General features: G+C 66.7%; 14 protein-coding genes. 7 read left to right on the forward strand and 7 right to left on the reverse strand.

Annotation, left to right across the window (positions count from 1 at the left end):
- The coding region (locus JHD07_RS11725) for an AEC family transporter (RefSeq protein ID WP_291622122.1) at positions 1-940 on the reverse strand (940 nt) is incomplete at its 3' end.
- A 106-nt stretch (positions 941-1,046) separates the two neighbouring features.
- Between JHD07_RS11725 and hspQ the strand changes: the two genes are divergently transcribed.
- Positions 1,047-1,379 (forward strand): heat shock protein HspQ, encoded by a 333-nt coding sequence (gene hspQ / locus JHD07_RS11730; protein WP_291622140.1) that lies wholly within the window; start codon positions 1,047-1,049, stop codon positions 1,377-1,379.
- Between the two features lie 75 nt (positions 1,380-1,454).
- On the opposite strand, the gene JHD07_RS11735 is transcribed toward hspQ, so the two are convergent.
- Positions 1,455-2,264, reverse strand: coding sequence for an invasion associated locus B family protein (locus JHD07_RS11735; protein ID WP_291622141.1), 810 nt, complete (start codon positions 2,262-2,264; stop codon positions 1,455-1,457).
- 260 nt (positions 2,265-2,524) lie between these two features.
- On the opposite strand from JHD07_RS11735, the gene JHD07_RS11740 reads away from it, so the two are divergent.
- The 3 genes from JHD07_RS11740 (at position 2,525) to JHD07_RS11750 (ending at position 7,186) form a co-directional block, all read left to right on the forward strand.
- Complete coding sequence (locus tag JHD07_RS11740) at positions 2,525-4,375, forward strand: extracellular solute-binding protein (RefSeq protein ID WP_291622142.1); 1,851 nt, start codon at positions 2,525-2,527, stop codon at positions 4,373-4,375.
- A 4-nt stretch (positions 4,376-4,379) separates the two neighbouring features.
- Complete coding sequence (locus JHD07_RS11745) at positions 4,380-5,882, forward strand: class I adenylate-forming enzyme family protein (protein ID WP_291622143.1); 1,503 nt, start codon at positions 4,380-4,382, stop codon at positions 5,880-5,882.
- Positions 5,883-5,968: 86 nt separating this feature from the next.
- Entirely contained in the window at positions 5,969-7,186 is a 1,218-nt protein-coding gene (locus JHD07_RS11750) for a GGDEF domain-containing protein (protein WP_291622144.1), read from the forward strand.
- 122 nt (positions 7,187-7,308) lie between these two features.
- On the opposite strand, the gene mfd is transcribed toward JHD07_RS11750, so the two are convergent.
- Together mfd and JHD07_RS11760 are read right to left on the reverse strand one after the other, a co-directional pair.
- Entirely contained in the window at positions 7,309-10,827 is a 3,519-nt protein-coding gene (gene mfd, locus JHD07_RS11755; RefSeq protein ID WP_291622145.1) for a transcription-repair coupling factor, read from the reverse strand.
- Positions 10,824-11,114 carry a succinate dehydrogenase assembly factor 2 gene (locus JHD07_RS11760; protein ID WP_291622146.1) on the reverse strand — a complete coding sequence of 97 codons (291 nt, stop codon included), beginning with the start codon at positions 11,112-11,114 and terminating at the stop codon, positions 10,824-10,826. The genes mfd and JHD07_RS11760 overlap by 4 nt, the downstream gene beginning before the upstream one ends.
- A 309-nt stretch (positions 11,115-11,423) precedes the next feature.
- Between JHD07_RS11760 and JHD07_RS11765 the strand changes: the two genes are divergently transcribed.
- The 3 genes from JHD07_RS11765 to recG all read left to right on the forward strand — a co-directional run bounded on the left by JHD07_RS11765 (position 11,424) and on the right by recG (position 15,468).
- On the forward strand, positions 11,424-12,614 hold the full coding sequence (locus tag JHD07_RS11765; RefSeq protein ID WP_291622147.1) for an RNA ligase RtcB family protein: 1,191 nt from the start codon (positions 11,424-11,426) through the stop codon (positions 12,612-12,614).
- Positions 12,611-13,234, forward strand: coding sequence for a peptide chain release factor H (prfH, locus tag JHD07_RS11770; RefSeq protein ID WP_291622149.1), 624 nt, complete (start codon positions 12,611-12,613; stop codon positions 13,232-13,234). Before JHD07_RS11765 ends, prfH begins: the two co-directional genes overlap by 4 nt.
- A 125-nt stretch (positions 13,235-13,359) precedes the next feature.
- The gene (gene recG, locus JHD07_RS11775; protein ID WP_291622151.1) at positions 13,360-15,468 is read left to right on the forward strand and encodes an ATP-dependent DNA helicase RecG; all 2,109 of its coding nucleotides are present in this window, start codon (positions 13,360-13,362) and stop codon (positions 15,466-15,468) included.
- Here recG and panE read toward each other — a convergent pair.
- From panE to JHD07_RS11790, 3 genes are all read right to left on the reverse strand, one after another.
- Positions 15,465-16,394 (reverse strand): 2-dehydropantoate 2-reductase, encoded by a 930-nt coding sequence (panE, locus tag JHD07_RS11780; RefSeq protein WP_291622153.1) that lies wholly within the window; start codon positions 16,392-16,394, stop codon positions 15,465-15,467. The genes recG and panE overlap by 4 nt on opposite strands.
- 78 nt (positions 16,395-16,472) lie before the next feature.
- Complete coding sequence (locus JHD07_RS11785) at positions 16,473-17,342, reverse strand: NAD(P)-dependent oxidoreductase (RefSeq protein WP_291622155.1); 870 nt, start codon at positions 17,340-17,342, stop codon at positions 16,473-16,475.
- Between the two features lie 104 nt (positions 17,343-17,446).
- Positions 17,447-17,911: DUF502 domain-containing protein (locus JHD07_RS11790; protein ID WP_291622157.1), on the reverse strand; the 465-nt coding region annotated here is incomplete at its 5' end.

The raw sequence follows: 17,911 nt of genomic DNA on the forward strand, positions 1-17,911 counted from the left end.
GCCGTCCGGTCTGGATCGCCCACATCACGCTGGTCAGCGTGACCACCGACGCGAACGTTCCGAGCAGCACCGCGACGGAGGCGGATTCGATCCAGGCCTCGTTCTGGCGGGCAATCACGAACACGTTCAGCGCCGGCGGCAGCGAGGCCATCAGCACGGCGGTCGCGGCCCAGGGCTGCGCGAACGGGCCGAACGCCAGCATCAGGCCGAATGCCATGAGCGGATGGATCAGCAGCTTGACCGCGATCACGGCAGGCACTTCCCACGGCACGCGGTCGAACGGGCGCAGCGCCACGGTCACGCCGAGCACGAACAGCGCGGTCGGAGCGGCGGCGTTCTGCAGGAAGGTGATGGTGCGGTCGAGCGCGACCGGCATCTCGATATGCAGCGCCGCGACCGCCGCGCCGAAGCAGGCGGACATGATCAGCGGATTGAGCACGATCTGCTTCAGCACCAGGCCGAAGGCGTGGACGAGCGAGGGATGGTCGCGGTCGGAGAGCTCGATCAGGAGCGGCACGATCGTGAACAGGAAGATGCTGTCGCAGCAGAAGATCAGCGCGGTCGGCGCCGCCGCCTTCGGACCCAACACCGCGAGCGCCAGCCCCGGCCCCATATAGCCGATATTGCCGTAGCCGCCGGAGAGGCCCGCGAGCGTCGCCTCGCGCAGCGTCAGCCGTCCCAGCAGCTTGCCGACCACGAGAGCCAAGGTGAATGCCGCCACCGTCGACAGCGTGGTCGCCACCAGGAACGGCGGGTTGTTCAATTCCGAGAACGGCGTCTTCGACATGATCGCAAACAGCAGCGCCGGCAGCGACACGTAGAGCAGGAAGAAGTTCATCCAGGCGAGGCCCGATTCCGGCAGAGACTTGGTCTTGCCGCACGCAAAACCGACGAAGATCAAGCCGAAATAAGGTAGAGCCAGATTGAGGATATCGACCATATGTGAAGTGTTTTCTGAAGATTTCGGAGCTATCCGCCGCGGAAACGAAGGTTAATTCCCGATAAGCCCACTAGCATCGGCCACAATCCTGGTCTATCGACGGAGAATGATCAAAGCGCGGACCGCCAAATTTCAGATCGGACAGGTCGTTCGCCACCGGATCTTCTCGTTCCGGGGGGTGATCTTCGACATCGATCCGGAATTCAACAACACCGAAGAGTGGTGGCTGTCGATCCCCGAGGAGGTGCGGCCGCACAAGGACCAGCCGTTCTATCACCTGCTCGCCGAGAACGCGGACTCCGAATACGTCGCCTACGTGTCCGAGCAGAATCTTCTGCCCGATGAGTCCGGCGAGCCGGTCCGCCATTCCCAGGTCGCCGAGATCTTCGTCAAGGACAAGGCCGGCGGCTACCGCCCGCGCAATCCCTCGCTGAACTAACCGTCGCGGCTTGCAACCGGCCAGCAAAAAAGGCGCTCGAACCGAGCGCCTTTTTCATGTCGCGGCTCCGGCCGATTACTTCTGACCAGCCGGAGGCGTGCCCTGCTGCTGCTCGAGCTTCTTGCGCTGCTCGTCGGCCTTCTTCTGAAGCTCTTCCTGGAGCTTCTTCTGGGTTTCCTCGAACACCTTCGGATCGGTCGGCGGACCGTCATAGGCCTTCTGGAATTCGCCGGCGAGCGGCAGCGGCAGGGTCAGCGGCGCGCCGTTGGCATTGATCGCCTGGACAACGAGATTCTGGCCCTTCTTCATGTTGTTGATGAGCTCGGGCGTCGCCTCGTAGTCGGACATGCAGCCGTTCTGGAAGCAGATTACGTAGGGCTGCTGCAGCGGCGGATTGTTGTCCACGATGATGCGGGTGCCGTGCACGAGCTGCATGCCGAGCGGCAACGTCACGCGCAGGATCTTCTTCGGCTCGCCTTCGGGCTCGATGATCACCGCCGCGATGACCGGCTGCCCCGACTCGATGCGGCCGTCCTTGCCGGTGAAGCAGACCTGCTTGGCGTTGGCGTCCTGGCCCTTGAGGCAGAACTTGGTCCAGGGGGCGTAGATCAGCTGGATCTGCTGATCGGCCGGCTGGGCTGCGCCCTGCTGCTGCGCGCCCGGCGCCGGCTGCGCCTGCGGCGACGCGGCGGGTGCGGGAGCCTTGGGGGCGGCGGCTTTCGGAGGAGCCTTGGGAGCCGGAGCCGGGGTCGCCTTGGGCGCGCCAGGCGCCGGTGCGGGAGCTTGGGCCTCGGCGGCAAAGGGAACGGCCAACGCCGTCGCCGTCAACAGGGCGAGAAGCCGCCCGCGCGGCCGGACGGACGCGGCCAAGTAACGGAAATTCATTGCGGAAAACCCTTTCTGAACGGGAAGTGCCCGAACCGCTCCGAAGCGCCGAACCTGGCCGCCTTGGGCGCGGCTCTCTTCCCGTCAATTGAGGCGGATAAGTGACGGGCTCGACGCTCTTGCGCGATTGGGTGCCTTCTTAGCGTGGCCGACGAAAAGATCAATGCCGACAAGCGCCTTTGGCCACATCCTCAGCTGCGCTGGGGGAAATTCCCTGTGATAGGATTCCGGCCAGCCGGTCCTCGAATCAACGTGTGCCGATGTTCATGTTCCAAGGCCTCGTCGAGGGCCCCCGTCGCCGTCTTGCCCAAGCCGCGGTTGTGGCTCTCGCTCTCGGGCTGTCGGCAGGCGGCAGCGCTAGGGCCGCGGAGGCCCATGCCATTGCCATGCACGGCAGACCGGCGCTGCCCGCCGACTTCACCCATGTGCCCTATGCCAATCCGGATGCGCCGAAGGGCGGCCGCATCACCTGGGGCATTCTCGGCACCTTCGACAGTCTCAATCCCTTCATTGTCAGGGGATTGGCGGTGCAGCAGATGCGGGGTTACGTGGTCGAAAGCCTGCTCGCGCGCGGCCAGGACGAGCCGTTCACGCTCTACGGCCTGCTCGCCAGGACGGTCGAAAGCGACGACGACCGCACCTTCGTCACGTTCCACCTCGATCCCCGCGCCCGCTTCTCCGACGGCAAGCCCGTGCTCGCCGAAGACGTGCTGTTCTCCTGGGAGCTGCTGCGCGACCACGGCCGGCCCAACCACCGGCAGTATTACGCCAAGGTCGCGAAGGCCGAGGCACCCGATCCCCTCACCGTCCGTTTCGACCTCACCGGCGCCAACGACCGCGAGCTGCCGCTGATTCTCGGCCTGATGCCGATCCTGCCGAAGCATGCCATCGACGTCGCGACTTTCGAGGAGACGACGCTGACGGCGCCGGTCGGCTCCGGACCCTATCGCGTCACGGTGGTGAAGCCCGGTGCCAGCGTCACCCTCATCCGCAACCCCGACTATTGGGGCCGCGACCTGCCCATCAACCGCGGGCTCTACAATTTCGACGAGATCCGGCTCGATTATTTTCGCGAGGCGAACGGCCAGTTCGAGGCTTTCAAGCGCGGCCTGTACGATTTTCGCATCGAGCACGAGCCGTTGCGCTGGCACGACGGCTACGATTTTCCCGCAGTCAAAAGCGGCGAGGTGATCCGCGACAGCGTCAAACCGGGCACGCCGCAGCCGTCCGAATTCCTGGTCTTCAACACCCGCCGTCCGATCTTCGCCGACATCCGCGTGCGGCAGGCGCTGACGCTGCTGTTCGATTTCGAATTGGTCAACCGCAACTACTTCTTCGGCCTCTACTCGCGCGTTGCCGGCTATTTCGCCGGCTCGGACCTGTCGGCCTATGGGCGGCCTGCGGATGCGCGCGAACGCGAACTGCTGAAGCCGTTCGCGGCGCAGATCCCGCCTGACATCCTCGACGGCCGCTACCGTCTGCCGGCCACCGACGGCTCGGGACGCGACCGCACCACCCTGCGCGCAGCGCTGAAGCTGCTTTCGGAGGCCGGCTACGATCTCGACGGCACCGTGCTGCGCAATCGCGCCACGAAGGCTCCCTTCACCTTCGAGATCATGGTCTCGACCCGCGACCAGGAGCGCATCGCGCTCGCGTTCCAGCGCGATCTCAAGCGCGCCGGCATCGAGCCGACTGTTCGCTCGGTCGATCCCGTGCAGTTCGACCAGCGCCGGCTCGCCTACGAGTTCGACATGATCCAGAACCGCTGGGACCAGTCGCTGTCGCCGGGCAACGAGCAATATTTTTACTGGGGCAGCGCGGCCGCGGACAATCCCGGCACCCGCAATTACATGGGGGCCAGGGATCCCGCCGTCGATGCCATGATCGCCGCCCTGCTCGAAGCCCGTGAACATACGGATTTCGTCCCGGCCGTCCGCGCGCTCGACCGCGCCCTGATCGCGGGCTTCTATACAATCCCGCTGTTTAACGTATCGGAGCAATGGATTGCGCGCTGGAATCGGATAGAACGGCCCAAGGTCACCTCGCTCTCGGGCTATTTGCCGGAGACCTGGTGGTCGAAAGGGCAGCCGCAAGCTCATCAAGCAAAGTGACGCCGTGAACCAGCCAGCCATATCGCCGACGCTCGATACGCTGTTTCAGCGCACGCTGATGCGGCAGCCGCACGCCCTCGCGCTGCTCGATCCCCTGAACAAGGCACGCGTCACCGGGCACCAGCCGCGGCGGATGACCTATGCCGAGGCCGATACGGCCATCGAGGCGCTGTCGGCCTTCTTCGTCGAATCGGGCCTGCCGGCCAACTCCGTCATCGCGATTCAGCTGCCGAATACTGTCGAGTTCGTGCTCACTGTGCTCGCCGCCCATCGTGCCGGCCTCGTCGTCGCCGTGCTGCCGCTGCTCTGGCGCCATGCCGAACTCACCGCCGCCCTCAACCGCACCGCGGCGCGCGCCATCGTCACCATGAGCACGATCGATGGCGTCAGCTACGCCGATCTCGCGATGCATGCGGCCGCCGAAGCCTTCTCGATCCGACACGTATGCGGCTTCGGTGGCGACCTGCCCGAGGGCATGGCGGCGCTCGACGACGTCCTGGCTCGCCCGCCCGGCACCACGCGCGCCGTGATCCAGGACGGCCGCAAGGCGGCGATGATCTCCTTCGACGTCACCGCAGAAGGCTTCCGACCGGTGCCGCGGCCGCATTTCAGCCTGATCGCCGGCGGTCTTGCGATGTCGCTCGAAGCCGACATCAAGCAGGGCGCGACCGTGATGGCGGCGTTCACGCCGATGTCGTTCGCTGGCCTCGCGTCCTCGCTCGCGGTGTGGCTGCTCTCCGGCGGCACGCTGGCGCTGCACCATCCGTTCGAGAACGAGGTGCTGGAGCAGCAGATCAACGAGCATGAGTGCGAGGTTCTGATCGCGCCGGCCCAGCTCGTGCTGCGCCTCGGCGATTCCGACCTCGCGGCGCGAATGCCCGGCTTGCGCAACGTCATCGGCCTGTGGCGCGCGCCCGAGCAGGTCGCCGCGAGCGATGCCTGGATCTCCCCGCATGCGCCGCTGACCGACGTCTACCTGTTCGGCGAGGCCGGCCTGTTCGGCGCCCGTCGCGGCGAGGACGGCATGCCGGTGCCTGTGATGCCCGGACCGCACGGCGCCCCGCGCGAGCAGTCCGGCTCCTCCATTGCCGGCGAGATCCTGCTGACGCCCAAGGGCACGCTCGGCCTGCGCGGCGCGATGGTGCCGATCGCAGCCTATGCCCCGCCGCAACCGGTCGGCGAGACGCTGACCGCGCAGCCGCCGCGCGACTATGTCGACACCGGCTATGCCGCGCGGCTCGACCGCCCCAGCGGGGCGATCTGCATCACTGCGCCCCCCTCGGGCATCATGGCCGTCGGCGGCTACCGCTTCCTCTCCAACGATCTGCAGGAATGGGCCCGCCGGCTCGGCCAGGGCGCCCTCCTCACCGCATTGCCCGATCGGCTGTCCGGCCACAGGCTTGCGGGGCGCGCCCAGGACAATGCCCGCGCCCGCGAGGCGCTCAGCGAACTCGGGCTTAACCCCCTGATGGTCGAGGCCTTTCGCGACCGCGCCGGCCCGATCTAGGCGCAGTTTCGCCACCTCCGTTGACTCAGCATTAAGGCGGCCGAACTAGATTGCGCGGCATCTGTTGCGCGATCAGAGTTTGTCGAATGTCCCAGGCGGGCCCGATCCTGTTTGTGTCCGATGCCGAACGCCCCGCTGTCGTGGCGGCGCTGGACGAGGCCAAGCTCTTTCCCGTCGTCGACACCGACTGGGCCAGCGCGGCACGTGCGGTCGCAGAGGTGCAACCAGCCGCGGTCCTCGCTGCGATGCATGGACACGAGCCGCACATGGCTCCGCTCGCTAAGAAGATCGCCAGCCAGTCGCCCTACCTTCCCATCGTGGCCCTGGATGCGGCGGGCATGCTGCCTCACAACGCGCTGCCCTTCTCCTCGCGCGGCAATCCCGATCGCCTGGTCGCGCGGCTCCGTGCTGCGCTCCGCGTCCGCACACTGCATGCAACGGTTCTGCGCCGGCTGCCGGAAGTGAAGGTCGCGCTGCCGGAAGGCGATCCTGCACGCGATGCCACCGTGCTCCTGATCGGCCGCGGCGCCGCCTATCCCGCCCTCTCCGTCGCGCTCGGCGAGCGCGTCGGCGTGGTCGGCGCGCTCTCGATCGAGGCCGCCGCAAAGCATCTCAATACCCGCGACCTCGATGGCGTCGTGCTCGCCGAAGGCTTTACCGCTCGCGTGACGGATGCCTTCCTCACGGTGCTCGCCGAGGACACCCGCTTCCGCAGCCTGCCCGTGGTCGTCACCGCCCACCAGCTGACGCAGGCCTACGACCTTCCCAATCTCGAACTGATCCCTGGCGAGCCGGCGAAGGTCGCCGCCAGCGCTCTGCCCTTGATCCGCCAGCACGCCATGGAAGCGCAGTTCAGCCGCACACTTCGTTCGATCGACGCCGGCGGCTGGCTCGATCCACGCAGCGGCCTGCTCACGGTGGAGGCCTTCGCCCGCGATTTTGCCAAGGCGGTCGAGCAGACGCTCGCCCGCGGCGGCGGGTTGTCGGTCGCGCGTTTCGCCTTCGACCCCAATAATTCCCGCGCCCAGCTCGACGCTGCGCGCATCCTCAGTCGCCTGATGCGGCAGATGGATTTCGGCACGGCTCAGAAGGACGGCTCGGTCATCGTCGTGTTCTCCGAGACCGACTTCCGCACCGCGCATATGATCGCCCGCCGCTTGTCTGCAGTGATGCGGCATACCTCGAACGGCAAGCACGAGATGCGTAGCGATCCCGTCGTCAGCGTGGATTCACTATCGCCGTCAGATACGGCACGGTCGCTGCTGGCGCGCCTGTCGGCGGACGCGTCACGGGCGGCGTCGTAGCTGCAACCTCGCTGCTGTAGGGTGGGCAAAGCGAAGCGTGCCCACCTTCTGCATGTGACTGAAGATAATTCGTGGGCACGGCGCAAGAGCGCCTTTGCCCACCCTAGGATATCTCGCCTTTCCTAAGCCGCCTTCTTGCTCTCCGCGAGCTGCGCCAGCTGCCGCATGATCTCCGTCGTGCCGGCGAGGCGCTCCTCCGGCGTCTCCCAATCCTGCAGGAACACCACCTTCATGTCGGGCCTCACCTTGGCGGCCTGGCCGTAGCTGCGGATGAAGGTGACGAGGCGATCGGGATAGGCAAAGGAATTGTCGCGGAAGACGATGACGGCGCCCTTCGGGCCGGCGTCGATCTTCTCGACATTGGCCCTGCGGCAGAACGCCTTGATCGCGGCGACCTTGAACAGATAGCGCACCTCGTCCGGCAGCACGCCGAAACGGTCGCGCATCTCGGCGCCGAAATTCTCGATCTCCTCCTCGCTGTCGAGATCGGCGAGCCGCCGGTACAGCGACAGGCGCACCGAGAGGTCGCCGACATAGTCCTCCGGAATCAGCACGGGCATGCCGATGGTGATCGACGGCGACCAGCGGTCGGCGGCGGGCTCGGACACGCCGGCCTTGAGGTTGACGATCGCCTCTTCCAGCATCGACTGGTAGAGCTCGAAGCCGACCTCCTTGATGTGGCCGGACTGCTCTTCGCCGAGGAGATTGCCGGCGCCGCGGATGTCGAGGTCGTGCGAGGCGAGCTGGAAGCCGGCCCCCAGCGTCTCCAGCGATTGCAGCACGGTGAGCCGGCGTTCGGCCTGCGCCGTGATCTTCTGCTGCGCCGGCAGCGTGAACAGCGCATAGGCGCGCAGCTTGGAGCGGCCGACGCGGCCGCGCAACTGATAGAGCTGGGCGAGGCCGAACATGTCGGCGCGATGCACGATCAGCGTGTTGGCGTTGGGAATGTCGAGGCCCGATTCCACGATCGTGGTCGACAACAGGATATCGAACTTGGCGTCGTAGAACGCGGTCATGATGTCCTCGATCACGGCGGGCGGCATCTGGCCGTGCGCGACCGCAACCTTCATCTCCGGTACGTTCTTGTCGAGGAAGTCCTTGACCTCGGCGAGGTCGTCGATGCGCGGCACCACGTAGAACGCCTGGCCGCCGCGATAGCGCTCGCGCAAGAGCGCCTCGCGGATCATCAGCGGATCGTGCGGGGCGACGAATGTGCGGACCGCGAGGCGGTCGACCGGAGGCGACGCAATGATCGAGAGCTCGCGAACGCCTGTCAGCGCCAGTTGCAGCGTGCGCGGGATCGGCGTCGCCGACAGCGTCAGCACGTGCACCTCGGCGCGCAGCGCCTTCAGCCGCTCCTTGTGGCTGACGCCGAAATGCTGCTCTTCGTCGACGATGAGCAGGCCGAGGTCGCGGAACTTGATCGCTTTGCCGAGCAGCGCATGGGTGCCGACGACGATGTCGACGGAGCCGTCGGTGAGGCCCTTCTTGACCTCGTTGAGCTGCTTGGTCGGGATCAGCCGCGAGGCTTGGGCGACATTCACCGGGAAGCCCTTGAAGCGCTCGCTGAACGTCCTGTAGTGCTGGCGCGCCAGCAGCGTGGTCGGCACCACCACCGCGACCTGCTTGCCGTCCAGCGCCACGGCGAAGGCGGCACGCAGCGCCACCTCCGTCTTGCCGAAGCCGACATCGCCGCAGATCAGCCGGTCCATCGGCCGCCCCTTTTCGAGGTCCTTCAGCGTGGACTCGATCGCGCCCAGCTGGTCCTCGGTCTCGTCATAGGGGAAGCGCGCGCAGAATTCGTCGTAGAGGCCCTGCTGCACCGGCAGCTTCGGCGCCTCATGCAGCATGCGTTCGGCGGCGATCTTGATCAGCTCGCCCGCGATCTCGCGGATGCGGTTCTTCAGCTTTGCTTTTCGGGTCTGCCAGCCCGAGCCGCCGAGCTTGTCCAGCTCGACCGTCGTTTGGTCGGATCCGTAGCGCGACAGCAGCTCGATGTTCTCGACCGGCAGGAACAGCTTGGTCTCGGCGGCATAATGCAGCTCGAGACAGTCATGCGGCGCGCCGGCAACGTCGAGAGTCTGCAGGCCGATGAAGCGGCCGATGCCGTGGTCGACGTGGACGACGATGTCGCCGGCGGTCAGGCTCGTCACCTCCGAGATGAAATTGTCGAGCTTGCGGCTGGCCTTGCGCGGCCGCACCAGGCGATCGCCCAGAATGTCCTGCTCGCTGATGAGCGCGATCTCGTCGGTCTCGAAGCCGCTTTCGAGGCCGAGCACGGCGAGCATGGTCTCGTTGCGCGGGGTCGCCAGCACGGTGCGCCAGGTGTTGACGCTGGTGGTGTGGGCAAGCTTGTGGTCGCGCAGCATCGAATTCATGCGGTCGCGCGAGCCTTCGGTCCAGAGCGCGATCACGACCTTCTTGCGCTGGGCCTGCAAGGCCATCACATGCGCGACGACGGCTTCGAACACGTTGACATTGGTGTCGTTGCGCTCGGGAGCAAAGTCGCGGCCCTTGCGCGCACCGGCATCGACGACCCCGGTGCCGTCGGTCGGCACCGAGAACGGCGTCAGCCGCGCCAGCGGGACATCGCCGAGCCGCTTGCCCCATTCCTCCTCGGTCAGATAGCGCCGGTCAGGCGGCAGCGGCTTGTAGATGGCGCCACCGCCGGGATGCTCCATCGCCTCGCGCCTCGCCTCGTAATAGTCGAGGATCTGCTTGAAGCGCTCGCGGACGGCGTCCTCGGCCTGCGGCTCGATTGCGACGGCCGCGCCTTGCAGATAGTCGAACAGCGTGTCCATGCGGTCCTGGAACAGCGGCAGCCAGTGCTCCATACCGGGATGGCGGCGGCCTTCGCTGACCGCCTCGTACAGCGCATCGTCGCGCTCGGGAGCGCCGAACTCGGCGACATAGCCCATGCGAAAGCGGCGGATCGTGTCGGTGACAAGCTGGAACTCGGACACCGGCACGAGGTCGAGCGAACGCATGTCGAGCAGCGTGCGCTGCGTTTCGGCATCGAACGAACGGATCGATTCCAGGCTGTCGCCGAAAAAGTCGAAGCGAACGGGCTGGTCGAGGCCGGCCGGAAACAGGTCGAGGATGCCGCCGCGCACGGCGTATTCGCCGGGCTCGCGCACGGTGGAGGAGCGGTTGTAGCCGTTGTGCTCCAGCCAGGCGACGACGGTGTCCATCGGCACCACGTTGCCGGGGGCGACCGACAGCGCCTGCGCCGCCACGAGCTCGCGCGCGGGCACACGCTGCACCGCGGCGTTCACCGTCGTCAGCACGATCAGCGGCTTGTCGCTGCCGGTGAGCGAAGCCAGCCGCGCCAGCGTGGTCAGGCGCTGCGCGAGAATGCCGCCATGCGGCGAGACGCGGTCATAGGGCTGGCAATCCCAGGCCGGAAAGGTCAGCACCGGCAGATCGGGCGCGAAGAACCTAAGTGCGCGTTCGAGCGACTGCATGCGCCCGCCGTCGCGGCAGACCACGGCGAGGCTGACCGCCGGCTTCTTCGGCCGCGCCGCGATGGCGCGCGCGAGATCGGAGACCACGAGCCCTTCCGCGCCCTCCGCGACATTGGCAAGCGTCAGCGCGCGGCCGGGCGTGAGCAGCTCGGCCGGCGACTTCATCCCAGGCTTCATAGATTGCCGTCCGTGATCGGAAACGCCTTGATGCGGGCAAACAGCGCGCCGGTGACGTCAGCCGGCAGCACTTTGTCGCCGCTGATCGCGGCATAGAGATCGGGATCGTTGACTTCGAGCAGGCGCTCGAGTTCGTCCAGCTCGGCGTCGGACAGATTGCCGATCTCGGCATCCGCGAAGCGGCCGAGGATCAAATCCATCTCGCGCGTGCCGCGATGCCAGCAGCGGAACAGAAGCCGCTTGCGGCGGTCGTCCAGCCCCTCGCTCGAGCGTGTCGTTCCCGTCATGTCTCCGATCCAGTCAAACGCAGAAAGCCCGGACGTGCCGGGCGGGGCTGATATAGGCCCTGCACCTGCAAATGTCAGCAGCCTTTTGTCGCCGGAAGCACATCGCCTGTGGCTTGCGGCTTCTCGCTTTCGCCGCTATGTGTCTGCCCCGATCCGGCGCCGCTTGGCGCGATCATCAGGGAGAAGGCTCGATGACGTTCATGTCTCGCCGCCCCGTCGAGGGCATCGCCTAAACTGCGCGTGCGTTGGCCGCGCCGTTAGGGAAACCACGCGCCTTGCGCGTGTCGACGACCCCTATGAAAGCTTTCAATGGGCACGTTTCCCAACGTGGACGGCCGCGCGCCGATCCACATCTTCGCCTCGTCCAAATCATGGATCGAAGGCAATTCAACACTTCAACTGGAACAGGTCGCCGGCCTCCCCGGAGTCCGGTCTGTCGCTGCCATGCCTGATCTGCATCCCGGCAAGTACGGGCCTGTCGGCTGTGCCATTCTGTCGGAACGGATCCATCCGCAACTCGTCGGCTCCGACATCGGATGCGGCATGGGCCTGTTCGAGCTCGACATCGCCGCCCGCAAGCTGCGGCTCGACCATCTGGCCGAACGGATGCACGCGTTGGACCAGCCCTGGGACGGCAGCGTGGAGAACGCGCTCGCGGACGCAGACCTCGGCGCCACCGCCTTTGATGCCGCGCTCGGCAGCATCGGCGGCGGCAACCATTTCTGCGAACTCCAGGCCATCGACGAGATCGTGGAGCCGGACACAGCCGCACGCGCCGGCCTCGACCGGAACCTGGCCTATGTCCTGGTCCATTCCGGCTCGCGGGGCCTCGGCTTCTCGATCCTGGAGCGGGCCCTGCAGGGCGGACAACCGTCCTTGTCCATCGGCAGCGACGCGGCAAATGCCTATCTGGCGGACCATGATCGCGCCGTGAGATGGGCGAAGCTCAATCGCCGCATCATCGCAGAGCGGACCGGAGCCGCCGCGCGCGCGGCTCTGCGTCCGGTGAGCGACCTCGCCCACAACATGGTCGAGTGCCGGCAGGACGCCGCCGGCGATGTGCTGGCGCTGCATCGCAAGGGCGCGGCGGCGGCCGATCGCGGACTGGTGCCGGTGCCGGGGTCGCGCGGAACGCTGTCCTATCTGGTCGAGCCTCTGGCGGACATGCAACCCGAAGCGCTGGCATCGCTCGCCCACGGCGCGGGCCGCAAGTACGACCGAGCGTCCATGCACGGTCGCGTCCGGGTCAAGAAGTCGGACGTTGCCAGGCTGGAACGCAACCCGTTCGGCGGCATCGTCGTCTGCGGCGATCGCGGCCTGCTCGCGGAGGAAGCGCCCAACGCCTACAAGAGCATCGAGCGCGTCATCGCCGATCTCGTGGAGTTCGGCCTCGCACGCGTGGTGGCCAAGTTCCGGCCGCTGCTGACCTTCAAGAAGGGTCAGTCGAGCGCCGCGGCGGGCGGCAAGCGCGACAAGAGCTGGCGGGAGGATCGCCGATGATCCGCCTCCTGTTCACCAGCGGACGCGGTCCGGCGGAGTGCCGGATCGCGGTCGGCAAGGCCGTTGCAGCGCTCATCGCCGAAGCGACAGCGCTTGGCTTCGATACCGACCATCTCGAAGGCCCCCGCCCCGACAAGCACGGCCCGGCATCGGCGGTCGTCGTCGTCCACGGCGAAGGCGCGGCCGCCTTCGCGCGGCCTTGGATCGGCGCAGTCCAATGGACGGCGCAGAGCCCGCTGAGGCCGCATCACAAGCGCAAGAACTGGTTCATCGGCGTCGTAGAGCTTCCTGCGCTGCCTGAGGCGCCGCAGGCGATCAACGCCGGGGATGTTCGCTTCGAGGCCTTCCGTGCCGGGGGCCCGGGCGGACAGCACCAGAACAAGACCGAAAGCGCCGTGCGGGCGATCCACGTTCCGAGCGGGCTCGCAGTCGTGGCGCGGGAGGAACGATCGCAGCATCGGAACAAGGCGCTGGCATTGCAGCGGCTGGACGCCTTGCTCAGGCTGCAAGGCGAGCTGGCCGCGATCGCCGCCCGCAGCGAGGCGCACGCCGCACACGATCAGCTCGAGCGCGGCCAGCCGGTCAAGCGGTTCAAAGGCACAGCGTTTCGTGCCGCCTAGCGCAAATCGCGGCTGGATCAGCACTCCGCCGGTCCAGCCGCGCCTCACCGGCCGGACGGAATAAAGCCGTGGACGTCCCGTACAAAACTGGCCATCACGGCAGCGAACGGTTCTAGATTCGAAGAATGCGCCCCAGCCTGCTCAATCCGCTGTTTGCCCCCGTGACAAGCCTGCCCGGCGTTGGTCCGAAGCAGGACAAGCTGCTGCAGTACCTGCTCAGCCGCAGCGAGACGCCGCGGCTGGTCGACCTGCTGTTGCATCTGCCGAGCCAGGTCATCGATCGCCGCGCCCGGCCGAAGATCCGCGACGCGGCGGTCGGAACCATGGTGACGCTGGAGGTCACCGTCGACCGTCACCGCCCACCCCCGCCGCGCAATTCGCGCGCGCCGTATGTGGTCTACGCCAGCGACGACACCGGCGACGTCGTGCTCACGTTCTTCCGCGCCAAGCCGGGTTATGTCGAAAAACTGCTGCCGGTCGGCGAGAAGCGCTACGTCTCCGGCACGCTGCAGATGTACGACGGCATTCCGCAGATCGTGCATCCGGACCGTGTCCTCGACGAGGAGGCGATCTCGAAGCTGTCGGGCATCGACCCGGTCTATCCGCTGACCGAAGGCCTCGCGCTCGGCTCGCTCCGCCGCGCGATCGCGCAGGCGCTGCAAAAGCTACCCGCCTTGCCGGAATGGATCAGCCCGGAGGTGCTGCGTCGCTGCCAGTTCCCGCCAATCGCGGAAGCGCTGACGCGCGTGCACCAGCCGGTCGAGCTGACGGACATTCTGCCGGACCAGCCGTTCTGGTCGCGCCTCGCCTTCGACGAGTTGCTGGCCGGCCAGCTCGCACTCGCCCTAATCCGCGCGCAGCTGCGCCGTCCCGCCGGCGTGCGCAACGCCGGCGACGGACATTTGCGCAACAAGATCATCGACGCCCTTCCGTACGCGCTGACACCCTCGCAACGCAGCGCCGTCGCGGCCATCGCCGAAGACCTGACGCAGCCGGTACGCATGCTACGCCTGCTCCAGGGCGACGTCGGCTCCGGCAAGACCGTGGTGGCGCTGCTCGCAGCCGCCGCGGTCGCCGAAGTTGGCAAACAGGCCGCGCTGATGGCGCCGACCGAGATCCTGGCGCGCCAGCACATCAAGACCATCGCCCCGCTCGCCGAGCGCGCCGGCATGCGCGTCGCCATCCTCACCGGACGCGAGAAGGGCAAGGAGCGGCGCGAGATCATCAATCGGCTCGCCGACGGCGAGATTGATCTTCTGGTCGGCACCCACGCGCTGATCCAGGACGATGTGATATTCAAGGATCTGGCGCTCGCCATCGTCGACGAGCAGCATCGCTTCGGCGTGCGCGAACGCCTTGCGCTCACGTCCAAGGGCGAAGCCGTCGACGTGCTGGTGCTCAGCGCCACACCGATCCCGCGCACGCTAGTGCTGACCTATTTCGGCGACATGGACATCTCGGAACTGCGCGAGAAGCCCGCCGGCCGCCAGCCCATCGATACCCGCGCGGTTGCGATGAGCCGGATCGGCGAAGTCATGGAAGGCGTCGGCCGCGCGCTCGAAGCGGGCAAGCTGGTCTACTGGATCTGCCCGCTGGTGGATGAATCCGAGGCCGAGGGCACCGAGCACCTCACCAACGCGACCAAGCGTTTCGAGACGCTGCAAAAGCGCTTCGGCGACCGCGTCGGCCTCGTCCACGGCCAGATGAAGGGCACGGAAAAAGACCGCGTCATGGGCGCGTTCGCTGCCCACGAGATCGGGCTGCTGGTGGCGACGACGGTCGTGGAGGTCGGCGTCGACGTGCCAGCCGCCACCATCATGGTGATCGAGAACGCCGAGCGTTTCGGGCTCGCCCAGTTGCACCAGCTGCGCGGCCGCATCGGACGCGGCTCGGAAGCCTCGACCTGCATTCTGCTCTATGGCGAGCCGCTCGGCGAGATGTCGAAGGCGCGGCTGAAGGTGATCCGCGAGACCACCGACGGTTTTCGCATCGCCGAAGAGGACCTCAAGCTGCGCGGCGAAGGCGACGTCCTGGGCGTGCGCCAAAGCGGCCTGCCCGGCTACCGCATTGCGCGTCCGGAGGTGCACGGCCAGCTGATCGCCCAGGCCAGAGACGAAGCGCTGCGCATCCTCAAGGACGATCCGAAGCTGAAGGGCGAGCGCGGCGAAGCGTTGCGGTGCTTGCTGTATCTTTACGAACGGGACGAAGCGATCCCCTTGATCGGGGCGGGTTAGCCTGCCGCCCGTCGCCGCCCCACTTCGTAAGCCGCCACATGCGCCCGCGCCAGATCCAGCACGGGCGTGTCGATGCCGAGCGCACGGGCGCGGCGGGCCATGTCGCCCAGGATATGCTCGGATTCGGTGACCGAGCCGCGCTCGATGTCGCGCAGCATCGAGGCCTTCAGCGGCGAATCCAGGGTGGTGAAGAGCTTGCGGTCGAACTCGATGAACGGCGCGCGTGGCTCAAAGCCTGAAGCCGTCGCGACGGCGCAGCACTCAGCAAACAGGCGGAAAATCGACTGCTCGCCGTCGGGCACAGCCAGGATGTCGCCGATGCTCGCGCGCATCAGGCAGGTGATGCCAGCGAGCGTCGAGAGCTGCACGAACTTCTCCCACATGTCCTGCATGATCGCTTCGCTGGCGCGCACGTCGATGCCGGGAACCTGGAGCAGCGTTTCCAGTGCGAGCGCACGTTCGCTCAATCCCCCCTCGATCTCGCCGAAGACGATTGTCTGATTGGCCATGAACTGAACGACACGGCCGTCCGCGTCGAGCCCGGCACTCACATTGGCGAGGCCGCCGAGGACGCGAGCGGCGCCGAACCTGGCGGTGAGAGCGTCGAGATGTTTCAACCCGTTCAGGATCGGCAGGATCATCGTGCCGGGACCGACGGCGGGCGCAAATTGGCTCATTGCGTCGTCGAGCGAGTAGGCCTTCACGCCGACGAGCACGACGTCGAACGTATCCCTGAGATCGCCGGCCAGCAGGATCTTCGGCTGCACCACGAAATCGCCGTGCGGGCTCACGACCTGCAGTTCTTGTCGCCGCAATTGCTCGGCCCGTTTCTCGCGCACCAGAAAGGTCACGTCGCGGTCTGCCCGGACGAGGCAAGCCCCATAATAGCCTCCGAGCGCCCCTGCGCCGATCACCAGCACTCTCATTCGAACTCCCATGGCATGCGCCGGCCATTCAGCCATTGCCCTCTTTGGAACAGCAAGCCGATTGCGAGAGGCCGACAGCTAGACTTTCTTCTTCGCACTCGTTTCTGCGAACGCCTTCATCAGCCCCACATCCACCGCATCCCCCTTGGCATCCTCGGCCAGATGCTCGAACCAGCGCGCAAAGCCCTCGTAGATCTGGCTGGCGGGATGATCGGGCCCGAGGAATCCGGAAATTTCCCGCATCTCCGCAACCCACCGGTAGGCCTTCGGAATCATGTCAGGCAGCGCCACTTCAAGCCGCGCCAGGATCGCGGGCTGGCTCAGCGCGAGCTCGTCGCGGAGCGCATCGGCCGCGCCCGCCTTCGTCGCCGCGATCACCATCGCCGAGCCGATGCCTGCGAGGCCCTTGACGATGCCGGCGTAGGACATTTTCAGCGCGGAGGCCGCGCCGACCGGGCCTTCGACGATCCGCACATCGAGACCGAGCTCCTTCAGCACGGCGACGTTGCTGGCGTGCTCGCCCGACAGGTAGAAGGCCGGGCCCTTGCCGCCCGGCTGCGGCGGAAAGCCGATGATGCCGGCATCGACGAACGGAGCCTGGGCCGAGCCGATGATCTCCTCGATCCCTTGCACCGTGTCGACATTGACCGCGTTGCAATCGACCACGATGGGCTTCTTCGCGCGCTGAACGATCAGCGCCGCCAGCCGCTCGGCGAGCACAACGGCCTCGCCCGGCGGCACGATCGAAAGAATGATGTCGGCGTCCGCGATCGCATCGTCTTCGGCATCGATCATGCCGGCGGCCTCCGCGCGTTTGCGCGTCGCTTCGCTCCTCCCCTGCAGCGACGTCAGCACGCGTGCGCCGTTCTCGGTGAGCCGGCGCGCCACGGCGCTGCCCATCGCTCCGGGCGCGAGGATCGCGATGGTCTTTGACGTCGTTTCGGACATCTTGCACTCCAGGTCGAATTCCGAGCCACGCGCTCGGTCGAGCCGGAGACTAGCAGAGGACGCGAACGCCTGCGTGAAGACGGCCATCCAGCGACGGAATGGCCCTACTCCGCCTTCGCAGGCTCGGGCTTGAGCGTGGAGGCATTGGCGATGCGCGCAGCATTGGCCATGCCCGCAAGCGCGGCCGCCTTCTTCGGATCGGGCGTTGAGCCCGGCTGCACCACGCCCGCCGACATGATCAGCGTCGCAGCCTCCTCGGCGGAAAGATCGACCTCGACGATCTTGCTCTTGGGAACATAGAAGAAGAAGCCCGTCGTGGGGTTCGGCGAGCACGGCAGAAACACCGAGACATGCTCCTCCTGCCCGGGCAGGCTGCGCGCGACGTCCTCGCTCGGCGATTGCGAGATCAGCACGATCGACCACATGCCCGGCGAGGGAAACTCGACCAGGCCGACTTTACGGAAGCTCGAGCCCTTGCCGGAGAACAGCGTCTCGAACACCTGTTTCAGCCCGCGATAGATCGCCCGCACGGCGGGGATCCGGCCCAGGAAGGTTTCGCCGACATCGAC

It is taken from the genome of Bradyrhizobium sp., from assembly GCF_016462955.1.
Lineage (GTDB): Bacteria > Pseudomonadota > Alphaproteobacteria > Rhizobiales > Xanthobacteraceae > Bradyrhizobium.

Coding starts and splice junctions, on each gene's coding strand:
- mfd (WP_291622145.1), bottom strand. CDS start 10,827: ATGAAGCCTGGGATGAAGTCGCCGGCCGAGCTGCTCACGCCCGGCCGC.
- JHD07_RS11740 (WP_291622142.1), top strand. CDS start 2,525: ATGTTCATGTTCCAAGGCCTCGTCGAGGGCCCCCGTCGCCGTCTTGCC.
- JHD07_RS11760 (WP_291622146.1), bottom strand. CDS start 11,114: ATGACGGGAACGACACGCTCGAGCGAGGGGCTGGACGACCGCCGCAAG.
- prfH (WP_291622149.1), top strand. CDS start 12,611: ATGATCCGCCTCCTGTTCACCAGCGGACGCGGTCCGGCGGAGTGCCGG.
- JHD07_RS11765 (WP_291622147.1), top strand. CDS start 11,424: ATGGGCACGTTTCCCAACGTGGACGGCCGCGCGCCGATCCACATCTTC.
- JHD07_RS11750 (WP_291622144.1), top strand. CDS start 5,969: ATGTCCCAGGCGGGCCCGATCCTGTTTGTGTCCGATGCCGAACGCCCC.
- JHD07_RS11735 (WP_291622141.1), bottom strand. CDS start 2,264: ATGAATTTCCGTTACTTGGCCGCGTCCGTCCGGCCGCGCGGGCGGCTT.
- recG (WP_291622151.1), top strand. CDS start 13,360: ATGCGCCCCAGCCTGCTCAATCCGCTGTTTGCCCCCGTGACAAGCCTG.
- hspQ (WP_291622140.1), top strand. CDS start 1,047: ATGATCAAAGCGCGGACCGCCAAATTTCAGATCGGACAGGTCGTTCGC.
- JHD07_RS11785 (WP_291622155.1), bottom strand. CDS start 17,342: ATGTCCGAAACGACGTCAAAGACCATCGCGATCCTCGCGCCCGGAGCG.
- panE (WP_291622153.1), bottom strand. CDS start 16,394: ATGAGAGTGCTGGTGATCGGCGCAGGGGCGCTCGGAGGCTATTATGGG.